Below are 22,459 nucleotides of genomic sequence, written 5' to 3'. Positions count from 1 at the left end.
ATGCGTTTCACCTGTGGGAGCGGGCTTGCCTGCGGCAGTGTCAAGACGCCAGGCTCTTGCGGAACCGCGCCAGCGCCACCAAAAAGAACAGCAAGCCAATCCCCGCCAGCGCCAGCAAATCCGGCCACACCACACTCACGCCCGCATCGCGGAACAGGATCGCCGCGCTCAGGCTCACAAAGTGCGTCGACGGCGAGCCCTGCATCACCCATTGCAACCACTCGGGCATGCTGTCCAGCGGCGTACTGCCGCCGGAGAGCAACAGCATCGGGATGATCACCGGGATTGCCAGCAAGCCGAACTGCGGCGTCGAGCGGGCGAGGGTGGCGAGGAATATCCCCAGGGCGGTGCTGGCAAACAGGTACAGCGCGGTCACGAATAGAAACAGGCTCAGCGACCCGGCCAGCGGCACGCCGAGCATGCCCTTGACCACCACTTCCAGGGACAGCCAGGTACACAGCACCACCACCAGCATGTTGCTCCAGATTTTCGCCAGCATGATTTCCAGCGCCGTCAGCGGCAGTACCAGCAAATGGTCGAGGGTGCCGTGTTCGCGCTCGCGCAGCAGCGCGGTGCCGGTAAGCACGATGGCGAGGATGGTGATGTTGTTGACGATCTGGATGACCGCGAGGAACCAGCCACCTTCCAGATTGGTATTGAACAGCGCCCGCGTCGTCAGCAGCGCCGGTGCTTTGCTGGCGGAGTCGGCCTGGCCGCTGTAGGTCAGCAGCTCGCGTTGGAAAATCCGCCCGATGTAGCCGGCGCCCATGAACGCCTGGCTCATCGCCGTAGCATCGACGTTCACCTGCACGCCGGGCTCGCGACCGGCCAACAGGTCGGCCTGGAAATTCGCCGGTACGTTGATCACGAACGTGTACTGGCCGCTGTCCATGACCTTATCCAACTGGTCATACGCCAACGGCACGGGTGACTGGAACTCGGGCGGCTGCAACGCCTCGGCCATCTGCCGCGAGAGCGCACTGTGGTCCTCGTCGATAAACGCCACGCTGGCGTTATGCACACCAATCACCGAGCCGGCCGCAGGCATATAGATCGCGACCGTGAAGGCGTAGAACAGAAACAACAGCAGCACGCTGTCGTGGCGCAGGCTGGTCAGTTCCTTGATCCCCAGGCGCAGGATGTGCGCGAACTTATGCATCAAGCCTCCTGCTTCTTCAGCATGATCAGGCTAAGCCCGGTAAACCCAAGGAAAAACCCGAACAGCGCCAGGCATTGCGGCCACAGTTGGCGCAGGTCGAGGGCCTTGGTGAACGTGCCCACCGCGATATCGAGAAAGTGCCCCGCCGGAAACAGTGTGCCCATCACCGCCGCAGCACCTTCCAGGGAGGAACGCGGCACGATCAGCCCGGAGAACTGAATGGTCGGCAGGCTGGTGATGATCATGGTGCCGAGGATCGCCGCGATCTGGGTGCGGGTGAATGCGGAAATCAGCAGGCCCATGCTGGTGGTGGCGAGCACGTACAGCAGGCCGCCGAACGCCAGGGTCAGGGCGCTGCCCTTGAACGGCACGCCGAACAGCCAGCGGTTCATCGCGACCAGCACCGCCAGGTTGATCAGGCTCACGGCCAGGTACGGCGTCTGTTTGCCCAGCAGGAATTCAAGGCGGGTCAGGGGCGTGGCATAGAAGTTGGTGATCGAGCCCAGCTCTTTCTCGCGCACGATACCGAGCGCAGTCAGCATCGCCGGGATAAAGGCCAGGATCAGTGCCATCACGCCTGGGCCGATGGCGTTCACGCTGACCACATCCTGGTTGTAGCGAAAGCGGGTTTCGAGCTTGGCCGCGCTTTGGCTGCTCTGCGGCTGGCTGCTCAGTTCGGACAGTTGCTGCAGGTTGGCCTGGTGGACCGCCTCTACATAGTTACGGCTGGTTTCTGCGCGAAACGGCATGCCGCCGTCGAGCCAGGCGGCCACGCTGGGTTGGCGGCCGGCGTAGAGGTCACGGCCAAAACCGGGCGGGATTTCCAGGGCCAGTTTGATTTCCGAGCGTTGCAGGCGCCGGTGCAGTTCGTTGGCATCCTGGATCGGCGTTTGTTCGGCGAAGTAGCGCGAGCCGCGAAACGCTTCCAGATAGGTGCGGCTTTGTGGGGTCTGGTCCTGGTCGTAGACGGCAAAGGCGAGGTTTTCCACATCCAGGGAAATGCCGTAGCCGAAGATCACCATCATGAACATCGCCCCGAGCAGGGCGAAGGCCATGCGCACCTTGTCGCGCAGCAGTTCCTTGCCTTCACGGCTGGCCACGGCCAACAGGCGCGACAGGCTGAACCCGCGCCTGCTCACGGGCGGTGGGCTGGTTTCGCTGACGGTAGCGGTGGGCGCGTTGGGCGCGGCGGGTTCGGCTTCGCCCTGGGCTTGCTCCAGGCATGTGACGAACGCGGCTTCGAGGGTGTCGCCGTGGAATTGCTGCTGCAGCGCGTCGGGCGTGTCGCAGGCCAGCACCTTGCCCGCGTGCATCAGGGAGATGCGGTCACAACGCTGGGCTTCGTTCATGAAGTGGGTGGACAGAAAGATCGTCACCCCTTGTTCGCGCGACAGTTCGATCAGCAGCCGCCAGAAGTCATCCCGCGCCGCCGGGTCGACCCCCGAGGTCGGTTCATCGAGGATCAGCACTTCGGGACGATGCAGCACCGCCACGGCCAACGACAAGCGCTGACGCAGGCCGAGGGGCAACTCGCCCGATGGCTGCTCGGCCACCTCGCCGAGGTCGAAACGCTGGATCAGCTCATCGATCCGCTTGCCGCTGTCGGCCTTGGGCAAATCGAATAACTGCGCGTGCAGCACCAGGTTCTGCAGCACGCTGAGTTCGCCGTACAGCGAAAAACTTTGCGACATGAAGCCCACGCGCTTGCGGGTGGCTAGGTCCTTGGCGTTCACCGGGTTGCCCAGCAGCGTGGCAGTGCCCTCAGTGGCCGGCATCAGGCCGGTGAGGACTTTCATGGTGGTGGTCTTGCCGCAACCGTTGGAGCCGAGGAAACCGAAAATCTCGCCGCGGCCGATGGCAAAGCTGACTTTATCGACTGCCGTGAAGTCGCCAAAGCGCAGGGTCAGGTCGTGGGCTTCGATGGCGATATCGGCGCTGTTGCTTGCGCGCGGTGGGATGACCAGCGGCTGGTTGTCATGGGCGCTGTCGCCCTGGAAGTGGGTGAAGGCCTCATCCAGCTTGCCGCTTGGGGTTGCTGCGGCGAGCTCACTGCTCAAACCGTCGGCGATCAGTTTGCCACGGTCGAGCATCAGGCAATGTTCAAACTGCTCGGCTTCTTCCATGTAGGCCGTGGCCACCAGCAGCGTCAGTTGTGGGCGCTCGCTGCGCACGGTTTCGACCAGTTCCCAGAAGCGCCGACGTGACAGCGGGTCGACGCCGGTGGTGGGCTCGTCGAGGATCAGCAGGTCCGGTTCATGGATCAGCGCGCAGCACAGGCCGAGTTTCTGCTTCATCCCGCCGGAGAGTTTGCCGGCCGGGCGGTCGGCGAAGCGCTCAAGGTCGGTGGCCAGCAGCAGGCTGTGCATGCGCTGGTCGCAATCGGCTTTGGTCAGGCCGAACAGCGTCGCGAAGAAGCGGATGTTTTCGCTGATGGACAGTTCGGGGTACAGGTTGCCGCCCAGGCCTTGGGGCATGAAGGCGATGCGCGGGTACAGGCTGTTGCGGTGGCGGCGGTCGGCGATGGAGCCGCCGAGCACCTCCAGTTGGCCGTCCTGGAGTTTTTTGACCCCGGCGATCAAGCCCAGCAGGCTCGACTTGCCCGCGCCATCCGGGCCGATCAGCCCGCAGCGCGTGCCCGCAGGCAGGCTGAAGGCGATATCGACCAGCGCCTGTTGCTTGCCGTAGCGGTGCTGGATGCCCGTGGCGTGCAGCGCCAGATCGGTCATTGCAGGTTAGCCGGCCAGTCGATGTCAGCCGTGCGCACGTAGCCGGCGCCGGGCATGCCCGGTTTGGCCTGCGGCACGGCGCTGGGTTGGGTCAGGCGCAGTTTGACGCGAAACACCAATTTCTGGCGTTCATCGCGGGTTTCCACCTCTTTGGGCGTGAACTGCGATTTGGCCGCGACGAAGCTGATTTTGGCCGGCAGCGATTGGCCGGGGAGCGCGTCGAGGAGGATGCGTGCGTCGCTGCCGACGGTCAGGGCGCCGGTCACCGAGGCGGGCAGGTAGAGGTTCATGTATTGATCTTCGGGATCGATCAGCAGCAAGACGCGGCCGCCCGCGCCGAGCACTTCGCCCGGCTCGGCCAGGCGCAGTTGGATAATGCCGTCGATGGGCGCGCGCAGGCTGCTGTCGTCGATTTCGCTGGTGAGCTGTGCCACTTGGGCCTGGGCGGCACCGATGGCGGCCTTGGCCGAATTGACCTGGGCCTGGGCGGCGACCACGGCCGCATTCCCGGTGTTCTGGCGCGACTGTTGTTGGTCGATCAGTTGGCCACTGGCGAAGCCACGCTTGTACAGCTCCTGGGTTCGCTTGAGTTCCTGGTGGGCGAGCAGTTGTTCGCTCTGGCGCAATTGCACATTGGCTTCGGCGGCGGCGAGGTTTTCCCTGGCCCGCAGCACTTCGGCTTCGGCCTGGGCGCGCTGGGCTTCCAGGGTGCGCGTGTCCATGCGCGCCAGCAGTTGGCCCTTGAGGACCTTGTCGCCTTCATCCACCCGCACTTCGTCCAGCCGCCCGGCGATCTTGGCGGCAATCTGCACTTCGGTCGATTCCAGGCGGCCGTTGCCCATGCTCAAGCCTTCGGGCAGGCGGTCCTGGGTGGATTTCCAGTAACCGAAACCGCCGGCGGCGAGCAGTAACACAATCAGGAGGGTGGCAAACAACTGGGAGGTGCGGTGGTTCGTGGACATAGATGCTTCCTGCGGTGTTAGCGTCCTAGTCTGACGGGTTCGGCCCGAGGGCGCTTGATGCGGGTCAAATGAAGCGCAAGCCTAACCCGGTTGCGTTGCAGATGCATGCATTGGGCGCGTGACTGTAAGGTTCTGCCGTTCAGCGCAGCGCGAGTACCGCTGACCATTGCTCGGCGGTCACCGGCATCACCGAGAGACGGCTGCCTTTTTGCACCAGCGGCAGTTCGGCCAGGGCGGTTTGCTGCTTCAGATAGCCCAGGCCGAGTAGCTTGGGAAACGTCTGGACGTGGGCCACGTTGATCGCGCTCCACGGGTTTTTGTCCGGACTGGCCTTGGCGTCGAAATAGTGGCTGGAAGGGTCCAGCGCGGTGGGGTCTGGATACGCCGCCGCGACGATTTTGCCGATGCCGGCAATGCCAGGCTCCGGGCAACTGGAGTGGTAGAAGAAAAACTCATCGCCCACCGCCATCGCGCGCAGAAAGTTGCGCGCCTGATAGTTGCGAACCCCGTCCCATCGCGTTTCGCCGAGGTGTTCCAGGCCGGTGATGGAAAGTTCGTCGGGCTCGGATTTCATCAGCCAGTAGGCCATTGGGCGGCTCCTGAAAAAGGCGTTGGACAGGTTGTCGGGCAATTACATGACAAACCGACGGTCGGTTGGCGTCAAGGTTTGCGTGTTGGTTCACGTTAACGCAGAATGCCGGGATTTTAAGCTTGACGCAGCTGCAACGGACTACTTTGGAACGTTGTTGTCATCGTGTACGAGGTGCCTGAAGGGGGGCAATCGATGCAACGTAAACCGGATTTACTATGGATATTGGTTATTTTGTTTGGTCTGGGCGTCGTGACCACCGGGTATGCGCAGAGCTTGTGGTCGAACAAGACCGATGCGCCCATTGAGCTGACTCAGCAGCAGACTCAACCGTTCAAGCGTTAACCCTTCTTCAGGGCGTCGCGGGTTCCAGCGACGCCTGCGCGATATACCATTTCTTATCGGTGACGGTGCCCGCCAACGGCACATCCCAGCTCGCCTGCACCAGTCGTTCGACTTTCTGACATTCATGGGCCAGGCCCAACAACGTCGGCTTGCGCCAGTGCTGACGGCGTGCCAGGTAAGCCAGGCTGCGGTCATAAAAACCGCCGCCCATGCCCAGGCGCCCCCCCGCGTCATCGAACCCAACCAACGGCAATAGCACCAGATCCAGCGCCCAGACCTTGCGCTGGCGGCGCACATTCGTCCGTGGTTCAAGAATGCGAAAGCGATTGGGCAGCAGCTTCTCCCCAGGCCGCACACGCTGGAACGCCATCTTGGTCCGTGGCCAGGCGCTGAGCACCGGCAGGTAGGTGGCCTTGCCCCGACGCTGGGCCGCACGCAGCAGCAAGCGCGGATCGATTTCACCGTCCGTCGGTAGATACAGGGAAATATGCTTGGCCCGGCGAAACAGCGGGTGCTGTGCCAGTTGCCGATACACGCCTTGGGCGGCTTTGCGTTGCTCGCTCGGCGTGAGGGCGCGGCGGGCGTTGCGCAACATGCGTCGAAGTTGCGGACGAGAAAGCGGCGCAGGTTCGGTCATGGTTTTTCGGCTCATAAAACAATGCCAGTCCTGGGACTGGCATTGAGTTTGGGATTCAGGCTCCCCGACAGAACCGCTGTCGACTAAGCCCTTGAACCCGAAAGTTCAAGGTGGAAGATGCAGTAGGCTTTAAGGCTTTCCGTCTAGCGGACATGCACACCAGCCAAACGTGCAACTTCCAGGGTAGTGCGAATCGGCTCCGGGACATCGCCGACTGGCAAGCACGCCAGGGAGTGGGGCGAGTATACCTTAAACGGGCGCGGCAATCAGCCCTTGGGTGCCTCGGAATCGTTGGACAGTGCCAGGTCCACACGCTCCAGCAGGTCACGCACCTGCTCGCGCGTCGAGCCGCTGGCCTGTACGTCAGGCCGCTCCTGCTTATGCAGCAGATCGTGGGTGATATTCAGCGCGGCCATCACGGCGATGCGGTCGGCGCCGATCACTTTGCCGCTGCTGCGGATTTCACGCATTTTGCCATCCAGGTAACGGGCGGCGCTCACCAGGTTGCTGCGCTCTTCCTGGGGGCAAATGATCGAATATTCTTTGTCGAGAATCTGCACGGTGACGCTATTGCTTGAACTCATGAGTCTTGCTCCAGGGCCTTAAGGCGCGAAATCATCGATTCGACCTTACGCCGGGCGATTTCGTTTTTTTCAATGAGGTGAGCGCGTTCCTCGCGCCAGGTCTTTTCCTGAGCTAATAGGAGTCCGTTTTGCCTCTTTAGTTGCTCGACCCGATCAATTAGCAATTCGAATCTGGCCATCAGCGCTTGCAGGTCGGTGTCTTCCATTGGGTTCCACTGGATTTGTCTGATGAATGGCAACTGCAGGATAAACGATCTGACGCCCTTGATAGTCTTGGTACGTCTGCCGGTGCTAGGATACAGCGCTCCATTCTAGACATTGCGCCGTCTGGCGCCTAGCTCACCATGCCCATTCAGAACTCCCCGTATGATGCTTTTACCAAACTGCTGAGCACCAGCGGTCATCCTTGCTCGCCTGCCGAACTGCACGGCGTGTTGCTGGGCCGCAGTTGCACCGGTGTCGGCTTTGACGCCGACAACTGGCTGGCCGATGTGGCCGAACTGCTGGAAACAGAACCCAACGATAACGTGCGCAACGCGCTGATCGGCCTGCAGGAAATGGTCAAGGGCGAGCTGACCGGTGATGACGTCACCGTGGTCCTGCTGCTGCCGACCGACGATGCACCGCTCACCGAGCGCGCTGCCGCGCTGGGCCAATGGTGCCAGGGCTTCCTCCATGGTTTTGGCGTGAACGCCGGCGGCCTGGAGCTGAGCACCGACGCCAAGGAAGTGCTGCAGGACCTGGCCGCCATCGCCCAGGTGCAAGATGCCCTGGAAGAATCCGAAGACGGTGAAGGCGACTACATGGAAGTCATGGAGTACCTGCGCGTCGCGCCGTTGCTGCTGTTCACCGAGACCCGCAAGCCCGCTGAACCGGTCGCGGCCAAGCCGTCGTTGCACTAAGGCTGTCACTGCACCAAGAAAGGAAACCCATCTGCCCATGATCCATATCCCGAAAGCGGAATACACCCGTCGCCGCAAGGCGCTCATGGCGCAGATGGTGCCTAACAGCATCGCGATTCTACCGGCCGCTGCCGTGGCCATCCGCAACCGCGATGTCGAACATGTCTACCGCCAGGACAGCGATTTCCAGTACCTGAGCGGCTTCCCCGAGCCCCAGGCGGTGATCGTGCTGATGCCCGGTCGCCAGCACGGCGAGTACGTGCTGTTCTGTCGCGAACGCAATGCCGAGCGCGAACTGTGGGACGGCCTGCGCGCCGGCACCGAAGGCGCGGTGCGTGATTTCGGCGCCGACGATGCCTTCCCCATCACCGATATCGACGACATCCTCCCCGGCCTGATCGAAGGCCGCGACCGGGTGTATTCGGCCATGGGCAGCAATGCCGAGTTCGACCGGCACCTGATGGAGTGGATCAACGTCATCCGCTCTAAAGCGCACCTGGGCGCCCAGCCGCCGAACGAATTCGTTGCCCTGGATCATCTGCTCCACGACATGCGCCTGTATAAATCGGCGGCGGAAGTGAAGGTGATGCGCGAAGCTGCGCGAATTTCCTGCGCGGCCCACGTGCGGGCCATGCAGGCCAGCCGCGCTGGCTTGCATGAGTTCAGCCTCGAAGCCGAGCTGGATTACGCGTTCCGCAAAGGCGGCGCGAAGATGCCGGCCTATGGCTCCATCGTCGCCGCCGGGCGCAACAGCTGCATCCTGCATTACCAGCAGAATGACGCGCTGCTCAAGGACGGTGATCTGGTGCTGATCGACGCCGGTTGCGAGATCGACTGCTACGCCAGCGACATCACCCGCACCTGGCCGGTCAACGGCACGTTTTCGCCCGAGCAAAAGGCGATCTATGAAGTCGTGCTGGCCTCCCAGGAAGCCGCCTTCGCCGAGATTGCACCGAACAAGCATTGGAACCAGGCCCATGAGGCCACCGTGCGGGTCATCACCGCCGGGCTGGTGAAACTGGGGTTGCTGCAAGGTGACGTTGACGAACTGATCGCCAGCGAGGCCTACAAGTCTTTCTATATGCACCGCGCCGGCCACTGGCTGGGGATGGATGTGCATGATGTCGGCGAGTACAAAGTCGGCGGTGAATGGCGTGTGCTGGAAGTCGGCATGGCGTTGACCGTAGAGCCGGGGATCTATATTTCGCCGGACAACCAGAACGTGGCAAAGAAATGGCGTGGCATTGGCGTGCGCATCGAGGACGACGTGGTAGTGACCAAACAAGGCTGTGAGATTCTGACCGGCGGCGTGCCCAAGACCGTCGTCGACATCGAAGCATTGATGGCTGCCGCCCGATGAGCCGGGTCAACCTGGCCATTATCGGCGGCGGCCTGGTGGGCGCCAGCCTGGCGTTGGCGTTGCAGGCCGGGGCCAAGGCGCGGGGCTGGAAGATCCTACTGATCGAACCCTTCGCGCCGGGCGACAGCTACCAGCCGAGCTACGACGCGCGCTCCTCGGCGCTGTCCTATGGCGCACGGCAGATTTATCAGCGTTTGGGCCTGTGGCAGGCCATCTCCCGCCGCGCCGAGCCGATCAAGCAGATTCATGTGTCGGACCGTGGGCGCTTTTCCACCGCCCGTTTATCCGCCATGGAAGAGGGCGTGCCGGCCCTCGGCTACGTGGTGGAAAACGCCTGGCTCGGCCAATGCCTGTGGCAAGGCCTGGATAAGGACGTGGTCAGTTGGCGCTGCCCGGCTGAAGTCACGCGCATGGAGCCGCTGCCCGACGGCTATCGCCTGACCCTAAACGACGAAACCGTGCTCGAGTGTGACCTTGCCGTGCTGGCCGACGGCGGTCGCTCCGGCCTGCGTGAGCAATTGGGTATCGCCGTGAAAGCCCGCCCGTACAACCAGAGCGCGCTGATCGCCAATATCACCCCGAGCGAAGCCCACAACGGCGAAGCCTTCGAGCGTTTCACCGACGAAGGCCCGATGGCCCTGCTGCCGCTGCCGGACAACCGCTGCGCGCTGGTCTGGACCCGTGCCGGCATGGACGCGCAGCGCCTGGCCAACCTGGATGAACGCAGTTTCCTCAGTGAATTGCAGGGCGTGTTCGGCTACCGCCTGGGCACCTTGAAGCAAGTCGGCGCGCGGCATCTGTACCCGTTGACCCTGGTGGAAGCCGAAGAACAAGTACGCTCGCACCTGGCGATCCTCGGCAATGCCGCCCACAGCCTGCACCCGATTGCCGGGCAGGGTTTCAACCTGTCCCTGCGCGATGCGAGTGCCCTGGCCGAGGCCTTGCTGGCCGGGCCAGCGGTGCCGGGTGACCTGGCGACCCTGCAGGCGTATCGCGAGCGTCAGCGCATGGATCAGAAGCTGACCGTGGGCTTCTCCGATCAGGTCACGCGCCTGTTCGGCAGCGCTCAGCCGTTGGTCGCGCTGGGGCGCAACATGGGCTTGCTGGGCCTGGATTTGCTACCGCCGGCCAAACGCTGGTTCGCCCGTCAAGCCATGGGCCTGGGCACGCGTCCGGATGCGTAAGTGGCTGATCGCCCGTCTGGGCAAAGCGCGCTTGTTGCGTTGGGTCATGAGTGTGTACCCACCGTATTTGGGCGCTGGGGTCCGCGTGCGGCAGATGAGCGCGGATTTCCGGCATGTCAAAGTGCGCATGGGCCTGGGCTGGTACAACCGTAACTACGTCGGTACGCAATTCGGCGGCAGCCTGTATTCGATGGTCGACCCGTTCTACATGTTGATGCTGATGGAGAACCTGGGCCGCGACTACATCGTCTGGGACAAGTCCGCCAGCATCGACTTCATCTCGCCGGGCAAAGGCCCGGTGTATGCCGAATTTTCCATCGACGACGCCTTGCTGGATGAGATTCGTCGACAGACCGAGGGCGGCGAGAAGTACTTGCCCCACCTCAAGGTCCAGATTCATGACGGCTCCGGCACCCTGGTGGCGCGGGTCGACAAAACCCTTTACGTGCGGCGCAAGCCGCCAGCGAGACAGGCTTAAAGCATGGACATGCGCGCAGATGTGCTGATTGTCGGGGCCGGAATGGTCGGGAGCGCCCTGGCGCTGGCGTTGCAGGGCAGTGGCCTGCAGGTGCTGCTGCTGGATGGCGGCCCGCTGAGCGTCAAGCCGTTCGAGCGTGACGCCGCCTTTGAACCACGGGTGAGCGCCTTGTCGGCCGCCAGCCAGCGCATCCTTGAGCGCCTTGGCGTGTGGGACGGTATCGTCGAACGGCGCGCCAGCCCGTATGGCGAGATGCAGGTGTGGGACGGCAGCGGCACCGGGCAGATCCATTTTTCGGCGGCCAGCGTGCATGCCGAAGTGCTCGGGCATATCGTCGAAAACCGCGTGGTCCAGGATGCCTTGCTCGATCGCCTGCACGACTGCGACCTGGGCCTGCTGGCCAATGCGCGCCTGGAACAGATGCGCCGCTCCGGCGATGACTGGCTGCTGACCCTGGCCGATGGCCGCACGTTGCGTGCGCCGCTGGTGGTCGCCGCCGATGGCGCCAACTCCGCCGTGCGCCGTTTGACCGGCACCGCGACCCGCGAATGGGATTACCTGCATAACGCTATCGTCACCAGCGTGCGCAGCAGCCAACCGCACCAGCGCACAGCCTGGCAACGCTTTACCGACACCGGCCCGCTGGCGTTTTTGCCGCTGGTGCGCGATGGGCAGGAGGACTGGTGTTCGATCGTCTGGTCGACCACGCCGGCTGAGTCCGCACGCCTGATGGCACTGGATGACGAAAACTTCTGCCGCGAGCTGGAACGCGCCTTCGAAGGGCGGCTGGGCACGGTGCTCAGCGCCGACCCGCGCGTGTGCGTGCCATTGCGCCAGCGCCACGCCAAACGTTATGTGGCCGAAGGCCTGGCGTTGATCGGTGACGCGGCCCATGTGATCCACCCGTTGGCGGGGCAGGGCGTGAACCTGGGTTTTCTCGACGCGGCCGTGCTGGCCGAGGTGCTGTTATCGGCGACCGAACGTGGTGAGCGCCTGGCGGATGTGAAAGTGCTGAGCCGTTACGAGCGCCGGCGCATGCCGCATAACCTGGCGCTGATGGCGGCGATGGAAGGTTTCGAGCGCTTGTTCCAGGCCGACCAACTGCCGCTGCGTTGGCTGCGCAATGCCGGCTTGAAGGTGGTCGACCAGATGCCGGAAGCCAAGGCGATCTTCGTGCGCCAGGCCCTTGGCTTGAGCGGGGATCTACCGGAACTGGCCAAACCCTGATACACCCGGCAGTCCGGGCTTGTCCGCGATGAGGCGATACGTCGCACTGCCGAAGGTGGCCTCGCAACATCTCGTAACGCCTCACTCGAGTGATTGATTGAGATGCTAAATGTGAGTCCTTATCATTTGTACTCTTTTGTCCACGAGAGACCGCACCCATGTCGGCACCCAAGCGCCTCCTGACTGCCCTGGCACTCACCCTCATCGGCAGCACCACCGCGCAGGCGGCCGATGAAGTTGTGGTCTACTCCTCGCGCATCGACGAACTGATCAAGCCGGTGTTCGATGCCTACACCCAGAAAACCGGGGTGCAGGTGAAGTTCATCACCGACAAGGAAGCCCCGCTGATGCAGCGCATCAAGGCCGAGGGCGAGAACGCCACCGCCGACCTGCTGCTCACCGTCGACGCCGGCAACCTCTGGCAGGCCGAGCAGATGGGCATCCTGCAACCGTTCACCTCCAAGCTGATCGACGCCAATATTCCGCTGCAATACCGCTCGTCCACCCACGCCTGGACCGGTTTGAGCCTGCGTGCGCGGACCCTCGCCTACTCCACCGCCCGGGTGAAGCCCGGCGAGCTGACCACCTACGAAGCCCTGGCCGACAAACAATGGGAAGGCCGCCTGTGCCTGCGCACGGCGAAAAAGGTCTACAACCAGTCGCTGACCGCCACCCTGATCGAAACCCATGGCGCGGCCAAGACCGAAGCAATCGTCAAGGGTTGGGTCAATAACCTGTCCACCGATGTGTTCTCCGACGACATCGCCGTGCTCGAAGCGATCAACGCCGGGCAGTGCGACGTGGGCATCGTCAACACTTACTACTACGGCCGCCTGCACAAGCAGAAGCCGGACCTGGCGGTGAAGTTGTTCTGGCCGAACCAGAGCGACCGTGGCGTGCATGTGAACCTGTCCGGCATCGGCCTGACCAAATACGCGCCGCACCCCGAAGCGGCCAAGGCGCTGGTGGAATGGATGACCACACCCGAGGCGCAGAAGATTTTTGCCGACGTGAACCAGGAGTTCCCGGCCAACCCCACGGTGGCGCCGTCGGCTGAAGTGGCCAGTTGGGGCAAGTTCGTGGCAGACACCTTGCCGGTGGAAATCGCGGGCAAGCGTCAGGCCGAGGCGATTCGCTTGATGGATCGGGCCGGCTGGAACTGAATGTGTATGAGGGAGGGGGCAAGCCCCCTCCCACACGGTTTTGTGTCTGTCTGTAGATCATCCATTCCCAGGGAATTTGCTCTTGGCCCACCCCGCCCAACGCCGCTGGTACCTGCCGGTCTTCAGCGTCGCCGCCTTGGTGTTGCTGCCGCTGAGCGTGCTGTTGCTGTCCTGGCAAAGCATCGATGCGCAGATCTGGTCCCATCTGTGGCAAACCCAGATGCCGCGCCTGTTGGGCAATACCTTGACCCTGGTGCTCGGCGTTGGCGTCGGTGTGACCCTGTTGGGTGTAAGCCTGGCGTGGCTGACCAGCCTCTGCGAATTTCCCGGGCGGCGCTGGCTCGATTGGGCGCTGATGTTGCCGTTCGCGATCCCCGCGTATGTGCTGGCGTTTGTATTTGTCGGCCTGCTGGACTTCTCGGGGCCGGTGCAAACCCTGCTGCGTGAAGCATTCGGCAGCGGCTTGCGCCTGCCCCGCGTGCGTTCCACCGGTGGGGTGGTCATCGTGTTGGTGCTGGTGTTCTATCCCTACGTCTACTTGCTGGCGCGCACGGCATTCCTGGCCCAGGGCAAGGGCCTGATGGAGGCGGCGCGCGTGCTCGGGCAATCGCCCTGGCAAGCCTTCTGGCGCGTGGCCCTGCCCATGGCGCGGCCGGCGATTGGCGCCGGGGTGGCCCTGGCACTGATGGAGACCCTGGCGGATTTCGGTGCGGTCTCGGTGTTCAACTTCGATACCTTCACCACCGCGATCTACAAGACCTGGTACGGCTTTTTCAGCCTGTCCAGCGCGGCCCAACTGGCCAGCCTGTTGCTGCTGGTGGTGATGCTGGTGCTCTACGGCGAGCGTCGTGCCCGCGGTGCCAGTCGGCCGAGCAATGAGCGGCCGCGCGCCAAGGCGTTGTATCACCTACGCGGGTGGAAGGCGGTGGCGGCGAGTGGTTGGTGCGCCCTGGTGTTTGCCTGTGCCTTTGTCATTCCGATGCTGCAACTGATCGCCTGGTTCTGGCAGCGCGGCCGCTTCGATCTGGACGAGCGCTATACGGGTCTGATCATCCACACCCTCTACCTGGGCGGTATCGCGGCGCTGGTCACTGTCAGCGTCGCCTTGATCCTGGCCTTCGCCAACCGTCTGGCGCCGACCCGGGCGATTCGCTCTGGCATCAGCCTGGCCAACGTCGGATATGCCTTGCCGGGCTCGGTACTGGCGGTGTCGATCATGTTGGCGTTCAGTTACCTGGACCGTGAGTGGGTGGTGCCGTTGTCGGGCTGGCTCGGCGGCGCGGGCAAGCCCTTGTTGCTGGGCAGTTTGTCGGCCTTGGTGCTGGCGTATCTGGTGCGCTTCCTGGCAGTGGCTTACGGGCCGCTGGAAAACAGCCTGGCGCGCATTCGTCCATCGTTGCCCGAAGCGGCGCGCAGCCTTGGGGTGAGCGGCCCACGACTGTTTTGCAAAGTGTATCTTCCGTTGTTGCTGCCGGGCACCCTGAGCGCCGCGTTGCTGGTGTTCGTCGACGTGCTCAAGGAAATGCCGGCGACCCTGCTGATGCGCCCGTTTGGCTGGGACACCCTGGCGGTGCGGATCTTTGAGATGACCAGTGAAGGGGAGTGGGCACGGGCTTCGTTACCGGCCTTGACCTTGGTGCTGGTCGGCCTGTTGCCGGTGGTTGGACTGATACGACGCTCCGCACGACAAATCGGTTAGGTGCCAGTCCTACGGCTTGAGGCTACAATGCGCGGCATTCGGTACGCTCCGTGTTTCGGACCGGCTCGTTGGATGTGGCGGCAGGCCTTTTAATTCAAGGTGTTCAGCCCATCCCGCAGCCCTGCGTACCTTCGCCAAGCCCGGAAGGAGAAACCCATGGGACAGCGTACGCCTCTGTATGACCTGCATCTCGCCCTCGGCGCGAAAATGGTCGATTTTGGCGGTTGGGATATGCCTCTGCACTACGGCTCGCAAGTGGAAGAACACCATCAGGTGCGACGCGACTGCGGGGTGTTCGATGTATCTCATATGACCGTGATCGATGTCACCGGCCCCCAGGCCAAGGAATGGCTGCAGTACCTGCTGGCCAATGACGTCGACCGTTTGCACGGCTGCGGCCGTGCGTTGTACAGCGCCATGCTCAACGAGCACGGCGGGGTGGTGGACGACATGATCGTCTACCGTACCGAAGCCGGTTATCGGTTGGTGGTCAACGCCGCCACCCGTGACCAGGACATGGCCTGGATGCACGCGCAGTTGGGCACTTATCAGGTGCAACTGCACGAGCGCTCCGAACTGTCCATGCTCGCTATCCAAGGCCCCCACGCCCGGCAGAAAATCGCCGAACTGGTGACCCAGTCGCGCGGCACCCTGATCCACCAGCTCAAGCCCTTCGAAGGCCAGGCCGACGGTGACTGGTTTATCGCCCGCACTGGCTACACCGGCGAAGACGGCCTGGAAATTATCCTGCCGGCCGATCAGGCCCCGGGCTTTTTCAACGACTTGGTAGGTGCGGGTATTTCACCCATCGGCCTCGGCGCCCGCGACACCCTGCGCCTGGAAGCCGGCATGAACCTGTATGGCCAGGATATCCACCAGGACGTTTCGCCCCTGGCGGCCAACATGGCCTGGAGCATTGCCTGGGAACCGGCCGAGCGCCGTTTCATCGGTCGTGCCGCGCTGGAAGCCGAACTGGCGGCCGGGGTGCAGACCAAATTGGTCGGTTTGGTGCTGGAAGAACGTGGGGTTTTACGCGCTCACCAGGTGGTTCGTATCGCCAATGTTGGCGAAGGGGAGATCACCAGTGGTAGTTTCTCTCCTACGCTGAGTAAATCCATTGCTTTGGCGCGTGTACCGACGGCAACCGCCGATCGGGCCGAAGTGGAAATCCGCGGCAAGTGGTATCCGGTTCGAGTGGTCAAACCGACCTTCGTGCGCCATGGTAAAACCTTGATCTAACTATTCCGGCAGGCCAATGGCCGCTGACATTTCTTCTTGAGGACATAGACTATGAGCGATATCCCTGCCGGCCTGCGTTATGCCGAAAGTCACGAATGGGCCCGTTTGGAAGCTGACGGCACCGTCACCGTCGGGATCTCCGACCATGCCCAGGAAGCCTTGGGTGATGTGGTGTTTGTAGAGTTGGCCGAAGTCGGCAAAGTGTTTGCGGCGGGTGAAACGGCGGGTGTCGTGGAGTCGGTTAAAGCGGCTTCTGATATCTACTCGCCAGTTGCTGGCGAAGTGATTGCGGTTAACGAAGAACTGGGTGGCAGCCCTGAGTTGCTGAACACCGACCCTTACGGTGCCTGGATCTTCAAGCTCAAGCCAAGCAGCGTTGACGCCGACCTGGCCAAACTGCTCGATGCCGCCGGCTACAAGGCCTACATCGGCGAGTGATCCCGCTGCAGGAGCCGGTCATCCGGCTCCTGCAACCGCCTTTCAGCGCTGCAGCACGGCCTTCACCGCCGCTACCGAGCGTTCCACATCCGTCTCTGTCATCGCCGTGAACATCGGCAACGACACGATCAAACGCCCAACACGCTCCGCTACCGGGAACATGCCTTCCTTGAACCCGCGTGCCCGATACAGGCTCAACAGGTGGATCGGTGGGTAGTGATAGCCAATGCCGACGCCATGGGCCTGCATCTGCTCCATGAAGGTGGCACGGGCGGGCAGCCCGTCCTGGCGCTCCGGCAGGACCAGTTGGAACAGGTGCCAGTTGCTGTTTTCGAAATCTGCCGGTGGCAGTTGTGCACCGTATTGCTCTTCAAAATCACTGCCGAAGCACTTGAAGTAGTGCCGCGCCAGGTTCTGGCGATGGGCGGTGATCTCCTGGATATGGGCAAATTGCCCCAGGCCGATGGCGGCGGCGATGTCGGTCATGTTGAACTTGCCGCCCAGCACATCCACGTCCAGGCCGTCGAAGCCGGTGCGGGTGACGCCCTGCAAGCGGTACTTCTCTGCCAGGCGTGCTTCGTCGGCGTTGTTCAACACCAGGCAGCCGCCCTCGGAAGAGGTGATGTTCTTGTTCGCCTGGAAGCTGAACGACACGAAGTCGCCGGTGGCACCGATCCGCTCACCGTCCCAGCTCGAACCCAGGGCCTGGGCGGCGTCCTCAACGATACGCAGGTTGTACTTGTTGGCCAGTGCGTAAAGCATCGGCATATCCACGGGCAGGCCGGCCAGGTACACCGGGATGATCGCTTTGGTGCGCGGGGTGATGGCCGCTTCGACCTGGGCCAGGTCGATATTGCGGGTTACCGGGTCGATATCGGCAAACACCGGCGTGGCGCCGACTTCCAGAATCACGTTGGCCGTGGCGACCCAGGAGATCGGCGTGGTGATGACTTCATCGCCCGGCCCGATACCGGCGATGCGCAGGGCAATCTCCATGGTGCAGGTGCCCGAGTTGAAGGTGCGTACCGGTCGCCCGCCAAAGTATTCCGACAACTGCGCTTCGAACGCCTGCACTTTCGGCCCGCTGGTGATCCAGCCCGAACGCAGTACATCACCGACCGCCGAGATGGTGGCTTCATCAATGGTAGGTTTGGAAAATGGCAGAAAAGGCTGTTGGCTCATGACGGCGAAGGCATCCGTTTCGGTAGACGATGAGAGAAGGCATATCAGTACCGGCATGGTTGCACGGCTTGACTGAATATAGCCTGTCATCTGTGAATGAAACGTCACCCAAACGGGGAAAATGCCGCGTTGAGAGCGGCATTTTCTGCTGCGAGTCAGAAGGAAACGCGCGCCTCCAGAAACATATTCTGCTCTTTGAGCTTGCCTTTGAGCTGCTCATCCCGTGCGTTCACGCGGTTGGCGAAGGTGTTGTAGCCCGTTTCCACATCGCCCATGGCGATATAGCGATAGCCGGCGCCGAGGGTGAGTTGTTCGCTGATCTTGGCCTCCAGCCCCATGCCGACGCTGTAGGCGAAATTGTGCTGGCGGTTGCTGGCAAAACGCCGGGTCTCGTTGGTTTGGTAGCCCTCGGCGCTAATCCGCGCCACCCCCACCCCGGTCATGCCGTAAAACGACAGCCAATCATTGATCGGGATGTCCTTGTAGCCATTGAGCATCAAGCGCTGGCTATGGACCTGCAGGTTGTTGACGTTGGCATTGAAGGGCGCCCAGTAGGATTTGAAGGCCGAATTCTTCGGCATGGTGTATTCCCCTTCCAGGCGCCAGCCATCGGCAAAGGCATAACCCGTGGCGAAAGAGGCGACGATGGACTTGCTGCTATCGGGCGCCTCCACCCGTTCGGTGACGCGTGGGCTGGTTAGCAGAGCGCTGGAGAGATTCTGGCGGGCGTGGTTGAGCTTCAACGACCCGTACCAGTTTTCTGCATGGGTGTAGGGGGCAAAGAACGCAGAGAGCAGCAGCGCGTAGGCGAGTTTTTGCATGGAAGGAATTCGCTTGATGGAAAAGGAATCCTTAGCTTGTTGCCTGGCCCTTGAGGGCTCGATAGGACTTCTCCGCCCGCGGCTGGAAAAAATAGACTATCTGCGTAGTGCCCAGGGGTGATGACTGTAGGAAATGACCCCAAAAAATGCCGCTGAGAAGCGGCATTCTTTTTGGGCCGAGTATTACTCGGTGACAGCGTTTTTCGCGAGGATGGCGTTGGCCAATTCCATGTCCGTGGCTTGGAGGCCAGGGTTGTCGGCGCGGACTTTCTGCATGGCGGCTTCCAGGTACGGGCCGCGGATGCCGCCGTCGCTGGCAACAAAGCTGCCTGCGTCGTCTTGGGCGGCAACCACCAGCTTGTGGTCCTTGAAGGTCAGGTACGTCGAGCCGGTCGTGGCGCCCGACGAGATGACATTGCGCCAGAAGCTGTCGGCCATGGCTGAACCGACAGGTAGGGAAAGCACGGCGAGGGTGGCGACAGCATATTTGAGACGCATGGCGGGTGACTCCGGGTGGGTTATCTGTACTCTATGATTGTAGTTAGCCCAATCGAGTTCCATCACTGACTAAACAGTTTCAACCTGCAAAGTCGTTCCATCCTGTGCAATCACGCGTACATGAGCGCCTACGGGGGTGTCCGGTCCGGTCACCATCCACACGCCGTCACCGACTTTTATTTTGCCGCGGCCATCCACAATCGCCTGATGCACGATAAACGTGTGGCCGATCAGCTCCGACCCCCGCTCGTTGAGCCCCGGTTGGTCGCTGGCCTTGGCGCTGCTGCGCTGGCGCTTCCACCAGTACACCGCCGTCAATATCGACAATACCGCGAACAGCAGCAGTTGCCATTCCAGCCCGAGCGGCGGCACCAGGAACTTGATCACGCCCACGGCAGCGGCGGCAATCCCCATCCACAACAGGTAACCACCTGCGCCGAACACCTCCAGAATCAGCAGCACCGTCCCCAGCGCCAGCCAATCCCAAAACGATAAATGCTGCAGGAAATCCCACATGGCGATGGCCTCAGCCTTTCTTGTTGTCGAAAGTCGCTTTGACGATTTCGCCGATACCGCCCACAGCGCCGATCACCTGGCTGGCTTCCAGCGGCATGAGGATCACCTTGCTGTTGTTGGCGGAAGCCAGTTTGCCCAGCGCGTCGATGTATTTCTGTGCGACGAAGTAGTTGATGGCCTGCACGTTACCGGTGGCGATCGCTTCGGACACGACTTGGGTAGCGCGGGCTTCTGCCTCGGCTTGACGCTCGCGGGCTTCGGACTCCAGGAACGCAGCTTGGCGTCCGCCTTCGGCTTCGAGGATCTGCGCCTGCTTTTTGCCTTCGGCGGTCAGGATCGCCGACGCCCGCAGGCCTTCGGCTTCGAGGATCTGTGCACGCTTGATCCGCTCGGCTTTCATCTGGCCCGACATGGCGGCCATCAGGTCCGCAGGTGGGCTGATGTCCTTGATCTCGATCCGGGTGATCTTGATACCCCACGGCGCCGTGGCTTCGTCGACGGTGCGCAGCAGTTTTTCGTTGATGCCGTCACGCTGGCTGAGCATCGCATCCAGTTCCATGGAGCCGAGTACGGTACGGATATTGGTCTGCAACAGGTTGCGGATGGCATGTTCGAGGTTGTTCACCTCATAAGCGGCCTGGGCGGTGTTGACCACCTGGAAGAAGCACACGGCGTCGATCTGCACGGTGGCGTTGTCGGCGGTGATCACTTCCTGGGGCGGGATATCCAGCACGCTTTCCATCACGTTGATCTTGCGACCGATGCGGTCCATGACCGGGATGATGATGTTGAGACCGGGCTTGAGCGTGTTGGTGTAGCGGCCAAAGCGCTCGACCGTCCACTGATAGCCCTGGGGCACGACTTTGAAGCCCATGAAGAGGATGGCGATGGCCAATCCCACGAAAAGAAGCAGTACGGTTCCGATCTGCATAGCGATTCCCTATCTGAAGATGTCAGTAAAACGACGTTCGGCCGATTGTAGCGGGGTTGTCTGCGATAAGAAGGATTTCACCGCCCGACCGCCAACGGATTTGTTTCTGAATCCCCAGGCGTGACCCGTAAGACTTCCACCAGGCTGGTCTGCCCGGCTTCAACCCTGTGCATACCGGCCATTCGCAGGCTGCCCATACCTTGTCGGCGCGCCGCCTGGCGCAAGGCCTGCACGTCGGTACCTGGGGTGATCAGCGACTTGAGCGCGTCGTCCAGCACCATGATTTCGTAGACCCCAGCGCGCCCGCGATAACCGCTGTCACGACACTCCGCGCAGCCGGTCGCTGTGGTGTGCTTGCCGCTCGTCGTGCGTTTGCAGTCGGGACACAAGAGTCGCACCAGGCGCTGCGCCATCACGCCCAATAATGTGGCCTTGATCAAATAATGAGCAATTCCAAGTTCCTGCAAACGGCTGATCGCACTCGGCGCATCGTTGGTGTGCAGGGTCGACAGCACCAGGTGCCCGGTCAACGCGGCCTGGATCGCCATCTCGGCGGTTTCCTGGTCGCGAATCTCGCCGATCATGATGATGTCCGGGTCCTGGCGCAGCAGTGCGCGGATGCCACTGGCGAAGGTCAGGTCGATATTGTGCTGCACCTGCATCTGGTTGAACGCCGGTTCGATCATCTCGATCGGATCTTCCACCGTACACAGGTTGAGCTCACGGCTCGCCAGGCGCTTGAGGGTGGCGTAGAGGGTGCTGGTCTTGCCGGAGCCGGTGGGGCCGGTGACCAGGATGATGCCGTGGGGCTGGCGGGTCAGGCTGTGCCAGCGCTCCTGGTCCTGGGCCGAGAGGCCAAGCTGGTCGAAGTCCCTGAGCAGTACCTGGGGGTCGAAAATCCGCATCACCAGTTTCTCGCCAAACACCGTGGGCAAAGTTGAAAGGCGCAATTCAACCTCCGCGCCCGCCGGGGTTTTGGTCTTGACCCGCCCGTCCTGCGGCTTGCGTTTTTCCGCCACGTTCATCCGGCCCAGGCTTTTCAGGCGGCTGACCACCGCCATCGTGACCTGGGGCGGAAACTGATAGACGTCATGCAGCAGCCCATCGATGCGAAAACGCACGCGGCCCTGGTCGCGACACGGCTCGATGTGGATATCGCTGGCCCGCTGGCCGAACGCGTACTGCAACAGCCAGTCGACGATATTGACGATATGCGCGTCGTTGGCATCCGGCGCCTGGTCGCCGGTGCCGAGGTTGAGCAGGTCGAAATGGCCCGGCGCCGGCGTTGTTTGATCGGCGCCGCTGACCGACTTCGCCAATCGGTAAAACTCCCCTATGCAGCGCTGGATGGCCTGGGGGTTGGCGACCACGCGCTTGATCGAGCGTTTGAGCACCTGCGCCAGCCCGGCTTCCCAGGCGCAGACATAAGGCTCGGCGCTGGCGACCGTGACGCTCTGCGCATCCACGGCCACCGCAAGAATGCCGTGGCGCTGGGCGAACGCGTGGGACATCAGTGGCACCAGCGTCGCCACATCGATCTTCAGCGGGTCGATACGCAGGTAAGGTTGCCCGCTACGCTGCGCCAGCCATTGCGTCAGGGTTTCCAGGCAAGGCCCCTGGGCCGCGATGCACTCCAGGGGATGCTGGTTAGGTGCGGGCGCCAGCGTCGACAAGCGCTGAGCCACATCGAATGTGACCATGCCTTGTTTGACCAGGGCCGGTAACAACGTGTGCAATTCCAATCGCTGATCAACAGGCATCGAGGTTTTCCTGGGGGCGCCGGGTGTATTCCCAGGCTAGTCAGCCTCTGACCCGCTGC

The 22,459-nt window shown here is 62.4% G+C and carries 23 protein-coding genes and 1 other RNA gene; 10 read left to right on the top strand and 14 right to left on the bottom strand.

From position 1 onward, the window contains the following. Positions 1 to 40: 40 nt before the first annotated feature. From J2Y83_RS27680 to J2Y83_RS27665, 4 genes are all read right to left on the bottom strand, one after another. Positions 41 to 1,159: an ABC transporter permease gene (locus J2Y83_RS27680; RefSeq protein ID WP_253400064.1), complete on the bottom strand. Its 1,119-nt coding sequence runs from the start codon at positions 1,157 to 1,159 to the stop codon at positions 41 to 43. Next, complete coding sequence (gene rbbA, locus J2Y83_RS27675) at positions 1,159 to 3,885, bottom strand: ribosome-associated ATPase/putative transporter RbbA (protein ID WP_253400063.1); 2,727 nt, start codon at positions 3,883 to 3,885, stop codon at positions 1,159 to 1,161. Before rbbA ends, J2Y83_RS27680 begins: the two co-directional genes overlap by 1 nt. Continuing rightward, positions 3,882 to 4,847, bottom strand: coding sequence for an HlyD family secretion protein (locus tag J2Y83_RS27670; RefSeq protein WP_253400062.1), 966 nt, complete (start codon positions 4,845 to 4,847; stop codon positions 3,882 to 3,884). The genes rbbA and J2Y83_RS27670 overlap by 4 nt, the downstream gene beginning before the upstream one ends. Positions 4,848 to 4,986: 139 nt before the next feature. Continuing rightward, positions 4,987 to 5,436, bottom strand: coding sequence for an EVE domain-containing protein (locus J2Y83_RS27665; protein ID WP_253400061.1), 450 nt, complete (start codon positions 5,434 to 5,436; stop codon positions 4,987 to 4,989). A gap of 195 nt (positions 5,437 to 5,631) precedes the next feature. Between J2Y83_RS27665 and J2Y83_RS27660 the strand changes: the two genes are divergently transcribed. Then, positions 5,632 to 5,781, top strand: coding sequence for a hypothetical protein (locus tag J2Y83_RS27660; protein ID WP_247405666.1), 150 nt, complete (start codon positions 5,632 to 5,634; stop codon positions 5,779 to 5,781). 7 nt (positions 5,782 to 5,788) lie between these two features. Here the strand turns inward: J2Y83_RS27660 and J2Y83_RS27655 are convergent, their stop codons facing one another. The 4 genes from J2Y83_RS27655 to J2Y83_RS27640 all read right to left on the bottom strand — a co-directional run bounded on the left by J2Y83_RS27655 (position 5,789) and on the right by J2Y83_RS27640 (position 7,208). Further along, a complete protein-coding gene (locus J2Y83_RS27655; RefSeq protein WP_253400455.1) occupies positions 5,789 to 6,418 on the bottom strand; it encodes a 5-formyltetrahydrofolate cyclo-ligase in 630 nt (209 codons plus the stop codon). Between the two features lie 57 nt (positions 6,419 to 6,475). Continuing rightward, a non-coding RNA gene (gene ssrS / locus J2Y83_RS27650) (6S RNA) lies at positions 6,476 to 6,654 on the bottom strand. A 30-nt stretch (positions 6,655 to 6,684) separates the two neighbouring features. Further along, positions 6,685 to 7,002, bottom strand: coding sequence for a cell division protein ZapA (locus J2Y83_RS27645; RefSeq protein WP_247405663.1), 318 nt, complete (start codon positions 7,000 to 7,002; stop codon positions 6,685 to 6,687). Then, a complete protein-coding gene (locus J2Y83_RS27640; RefSeq protein ID WP_247405660.1) occupies positions 6,999 to 7,208 on the bottom strand; it encodes a TIGR02449 family protein in 210 nt (69 codons plus the stop codon). The genes J2Y83_RS27645 and J2Y83_RS27640 overlap by 4 nt, the downstream gene beginning before the upstream one ends. 138 nt (positions 7,209 to 7,346) lie before the next feature. On the opposite strand from J2Y83_RS27640, the gene J2Y83_RS27635 reads away from it, so the two are divergent. From J2Y83_RS27635 to gcvH, 9 genes are all read left to right on the top strand, one after another. Then, a complete protein-coding gene (locus J2Y83_RS27635) occupies positions 7,347 to 7,904 on the top strand; it encodes a YecA family protein (protein WP_253400060.1) in 558 nt (185 codons plus the stop codon). A 37-nt stretch (positions 7,905 to 7,941) separates the two neighbouring features. Further along, the gene (gene pepP / locus J2Y83_RS27630; RefSeq protein WP_253400059.1) at positions 7,942 to 9,264 is read left to right on the top strand and encodes a Xaa-Pro aminopeptidase; all 1,323 of its coding nucleotides are present in this window, start codon (positions 7,942 to 7,944) and stop codon (positions 9,262 to 9,264) included. After that, positions 9,261 to 10,448, top strand: a complete 1,188-nt coding sequence (gene ubiH, locus J2Y83_RS27625; protein WP_253400058.1) for a 2-octaprenyl-6-methoxyphenyl hydroxylase — start codon at positions 9,261 to 9,263, stop codon at positions 10,446 to 10,448. The genes pepP and ubiH overlap by 4 nt, the downstream gene beginning before the upstream one ends. Next, positions 10,441 to 10,926, top strand: a complete 486-nt coding sequence (locus J2Y83_RS27620) for a DUF4442 domain-containing protein (RefSeq protein WP_253400057.1) — start codon at positions 10,441 to 10,443, stop codon at positions 10,924 to 10,926. The genes ubiH and J2Y83_RS27620 overlap by 8 nt, the downstream gene beginning before the upstream one ends. Before the next feature lie 9 nt (positions 10,927 to 10,935). After that, on the top strand, positions 10,936 to 12,153 hold the full coding sequence (locus J2Y83_RS27615; protein WP_253400454.1) for a 2-octaprenyl-3-methyl-6-methoxy-1,4-benzoquinol hydroxylase: 1,218 nt from the start codon (positions 10,936 to 10,938) through the stop codon (positions 12,151 to 12,153). 158 nt (positions 12,154 to 12,311) lie between these two features. Further along, positions 12,312 to 13,316, top strand: a complete 1,005-nt coding sequence (locus J2Y83_RS27610; protein ID WP_253400056.1) for an extracellular solute-binding protein — start codon at positions 12,312 to 12,314, stop codon at positions 13,314 to 13,316. Between the two features lie 82 nt (positions 13,317 to 13,398). After that, positions 13,399 to 15,015 (top strand): ABC transporter permease, encoded by a 1,617-nt coding sequence (locus J2Y83_RS27605; protein WP_253400055.1) that lies wholly within the window; start codon positions 13,399 to 13,401, stop codon positions 15,013 to 15,015. Between the two features lie 156 nt (positions 15,016 to 15,171). Beyond that, complete coding sequence (gcvT, locus tag J2Y83_RS27600; RefSeq protein WP_253400054.1) at positions 15,172 to 16,254, top strand: glycine cleavage system aminomethyltransferase GcvT; 1,083 nt, start codon at positions 15,172 to 15,174, stop codon at positions 16,252 to 16,254. Positions 16,255 to 16,305: 51 nt separating this feature from the next. Continuing rightward, positions 16,306 to 16,692 carry a glycine cleavage system protein GcvH gene (gene gcvH / locus J2Y83_RS27595; RefSeq protein ID WP_253400053.1) on the top strand — a complete coding sequence of 129 codons (387 nt, stop codon included), beginning with the start codon at positions 16,306 to 16,308 and terminating at the stop codon, positions 16,690 to 16,692. 42 nt (positions 16,693 to 16,734) lie between these two features. Here the strand turns inward: gcvH and J2Y83_RS27590 are convergent, their stop codons facing one another. From J2Y83_RS27590 to J2Y83_RS27565, 6 genes are all read right to left on the bottom strand, one after another. Beyond that, a complete protein-coding gene (locus J2Y83_RS27590) occupies positions 16,735 to 17,874 on the bottom strand; it encodes a DegT/DnrJ/EryC1/StrS family aminotransferase (RefSeq protein WP_253400052.1) in 1,140 nt (379 codons plus the stop codon). Between the two features lie 155 nt (positions 17,875 to 18,029). Further along, complete coding sequence (locus tag J2Y83_RS27585) at positions 18,030 to 18,695, bottom strand: outer membrane protein (protein WP_253400051.1); 666 nt, start codon at positions 18,693 to 18,695, stop codon at positions 18,030 to 18,032. Between the two features lie 183 nt (positions 18,696 to 18,878). Next, positions 18,879 to 19,193 (bottom strand): DUF2388 domain-containing protein, encoded by a 315-nt coding sequence (locus tag J2Y83_RS27580; protein WP_003176799.1) that lies wholly within the window; start codon positions 19,191 to 19,193, stop codon positions 18,879 to 18,881. Positions 19,194 to 19,262: 69 nt separating this feature from the next. Then, a complete protein-coding gene (locus J2Y83_RS27575; protein ID WP_253400050.1) occupies positions 19,263 to 19,709 on the bottom strand; it encodes an NfeD family protein in 447 nt (148 codons plus the stop codon). Positions 19,710 to 19,719: 10 nt separating this feature from the next. Next, the gene (locus J2Y83_RS27570; RefSeq protein ID WP_046381704.1) at positions 19,720 to 20,640 is read right to left on the bottom strand and encodes an SPFH domain-containing protein; all 921 of its coding nucleotides are present in this window, start codon (positions 20,638 to 20,640) and stop codon (positions 19,720 to 19,722) included. A gap of 77 nt (positions 20,641 to 20,717) precedes the next feature. After that, positions 20,718 to 22,400 (bottom strand): GspE/PulE family protein, encoded by a 1,683-nt coding sequence (locus J2Y83_RS27565; protein ID WP_253400049.1) that lies wholly within the window; start codon positions 22,398 to 22,400, stop codon positions 20,718 to 20,720. Positions 22,401 to 22,459 lie beyond the last annotated feature (59 nt).

Source organism: Pseudomonas marginalis, from assembly GCF_024169655.1.
In the GTDB taxonomy this organism is placed as follows: Bacteria; Pseudomonadota; Gammaproteobacteria; order Pseudomonadales; family Pseudomonadaceae; genus Aquipseudomonas; species Aquipseudomonas paraveronii.
The sequence above is the reverse complement of the archived record's forward strand: the minus strand, read 5'-3'. Positions and strand labels throughout refer to the sequence as shown.

Bases quoted from the DNA above. Each gene is read 5' to 3' on its own strand.
- rbbA (WP_253400063.1), bottom strand. From the start codon at position 3,885: ATGACCGATCTGGCGCTGCACGCCACGGGCATCCAGCACCGCTACGGC.
- J2Y83_RS27635 (WP_253400060.1), top strand. From the start codon at position 7,347: ATGCCCATTCAGAACTCCCCGTATGATGCTTTTACCAAACTGCTGAGC.
- J2Y83_RS27575 (WP_253400050.1), bottom strand. From the start codon at position 19,709: ATGTGGGATTTCCTGCAGCATTTATCGTTTTGGGATTGGCTGGCGCTG.
- J2Y83_RS27615 (WP_253400454.1), top strand. From the start codon at position 10,936: ATGCGCGCAGATGTGCTGATTGTCGGGGCCGGAATGGTCGGGAGCGCC.
- J2Y83_RS27680 (WP_253400064.1), bottom strand. From the start codon at position 1,159: ATGCATAAGTTCGCGCACATCCTGCGCCTGGGGATCAAGGAACTGACC.
- J2Y83_RS27665 (WP_253400061.1), bottom strand. From the start codon at position 5,436: ATGGCCTACTGGCTGATGAAATCCGAGCCCGACGAACTTTCCATCACC.
- gcvT (WP_253400054.1), top strand. From the start codon at position 15,172: ATGGGACAGCGTACGCCTCTGTATGACCTGCATCTCGCCCTCGGCGCG.
- gcvH (WP_253400053.1), top strand. From the start codon at position 16,306: ATGAGCGATATCCCTGCCGGCCTGCGTTATGCCGAAAGTCACGAATGG.
- J2Y83_RS27655 (WP_253400455.1), bottom strand. From the start codon at position 6,418: ATGACCGAACCTGCGCCGCTTTCTCGTCCGCAACTTCGACGCATGTTG.
- J2Y83_RS27570 (WP_046381704.1), bottom strand. From the start codon at position 20,640: ATGCAGATCGGAACCGTACTGCTTCTTTTCGTGGGATTGGCCATCGCC.
- J2Y83_RS27670 (WP_253400062.1), bottom strand. From the start codon at position 4,847: ATGTCCACGAACCACCGCACCTCCCAGTTGTTTGCCACCCTCCTGATT.
- pepP (WP_253400059.1), top strand. From the start codon at position 7,942: ATGATCCATATCCCGAAAGCGGAATACACCCGTCGCCGCAAGGCGCTC.
- J2Y83_RS27585 (WP_253400051.1), bottom strand. From the start codon at position 18,695: ATGCAAAAACTCGCCTACGCGCTGCTGCTCTCTGCGTTCTTTGCCCCC.
- J2Y83_RS27660 (WP_247405666.1), top strand. From the start codon at position 5,632: ATGCAACGTAAACCGGATTTACTATGGATATTGGTTATTTTGTTTGGT.
- J2Y83_RS27620 (WP_253400057.1), top strand. From the start codon at position 10,441: ATGCGTAAGTGGCTGATCGCCCGTCTGGGCAAAGCGCGCTTGTTGCGT.
- J2Y83_RS27590 (WP_253400052.1), bottom strand. From the start codon at position 17,874: ATGAGCCAACAGCCTTTTCTGCCATTTTCCAAACCTACCATTGATGAA.
- J2Y83_RS27580 (WP_003176799.1), bottom strand. From the start codon at position 19,193: ATGCGTCTCAAATATGCTGTCGCCACCCTCGCCGTGCTTTCCCTACCT.
- J2Y83_RS27640 (WP_247405660.1), bottom strand. From the start codon at position 7,208: ATGGAAGACACCGACCTGCAAGCGCTGATGGCCAGATTCGAATTGCTA.
- J2Y83_RS27565 (WP_253400049.1), bottom strand. From the start codon at position 22,400: ATGCCTGTTGATCAGCGATTGGAATTGCACACGTTGTTACCGGCCCTG.
- ubiH (WP_253400058.1), top strand. From the start codon at position 9,261: ATGAGCCGGGTCAACCTGGCCATTATCGGCGGCGGCCTGGTGGGCGCC.
- J2Y83_RS27645 (WP_247405663.1), bottom strand. From the start codon at position 7,002: ATGAGTTCAAGCAATAGCGTCACCGTGCAGATTCTCGACAAAGAATAT.
- J2Y83_RS27610 (WP_253400056.1), top strand. From the start codon at position 12,312: ATGTCGGCACCCAAGCGCCTCCTGACTGCCCTGGCACTCACCCTCATC.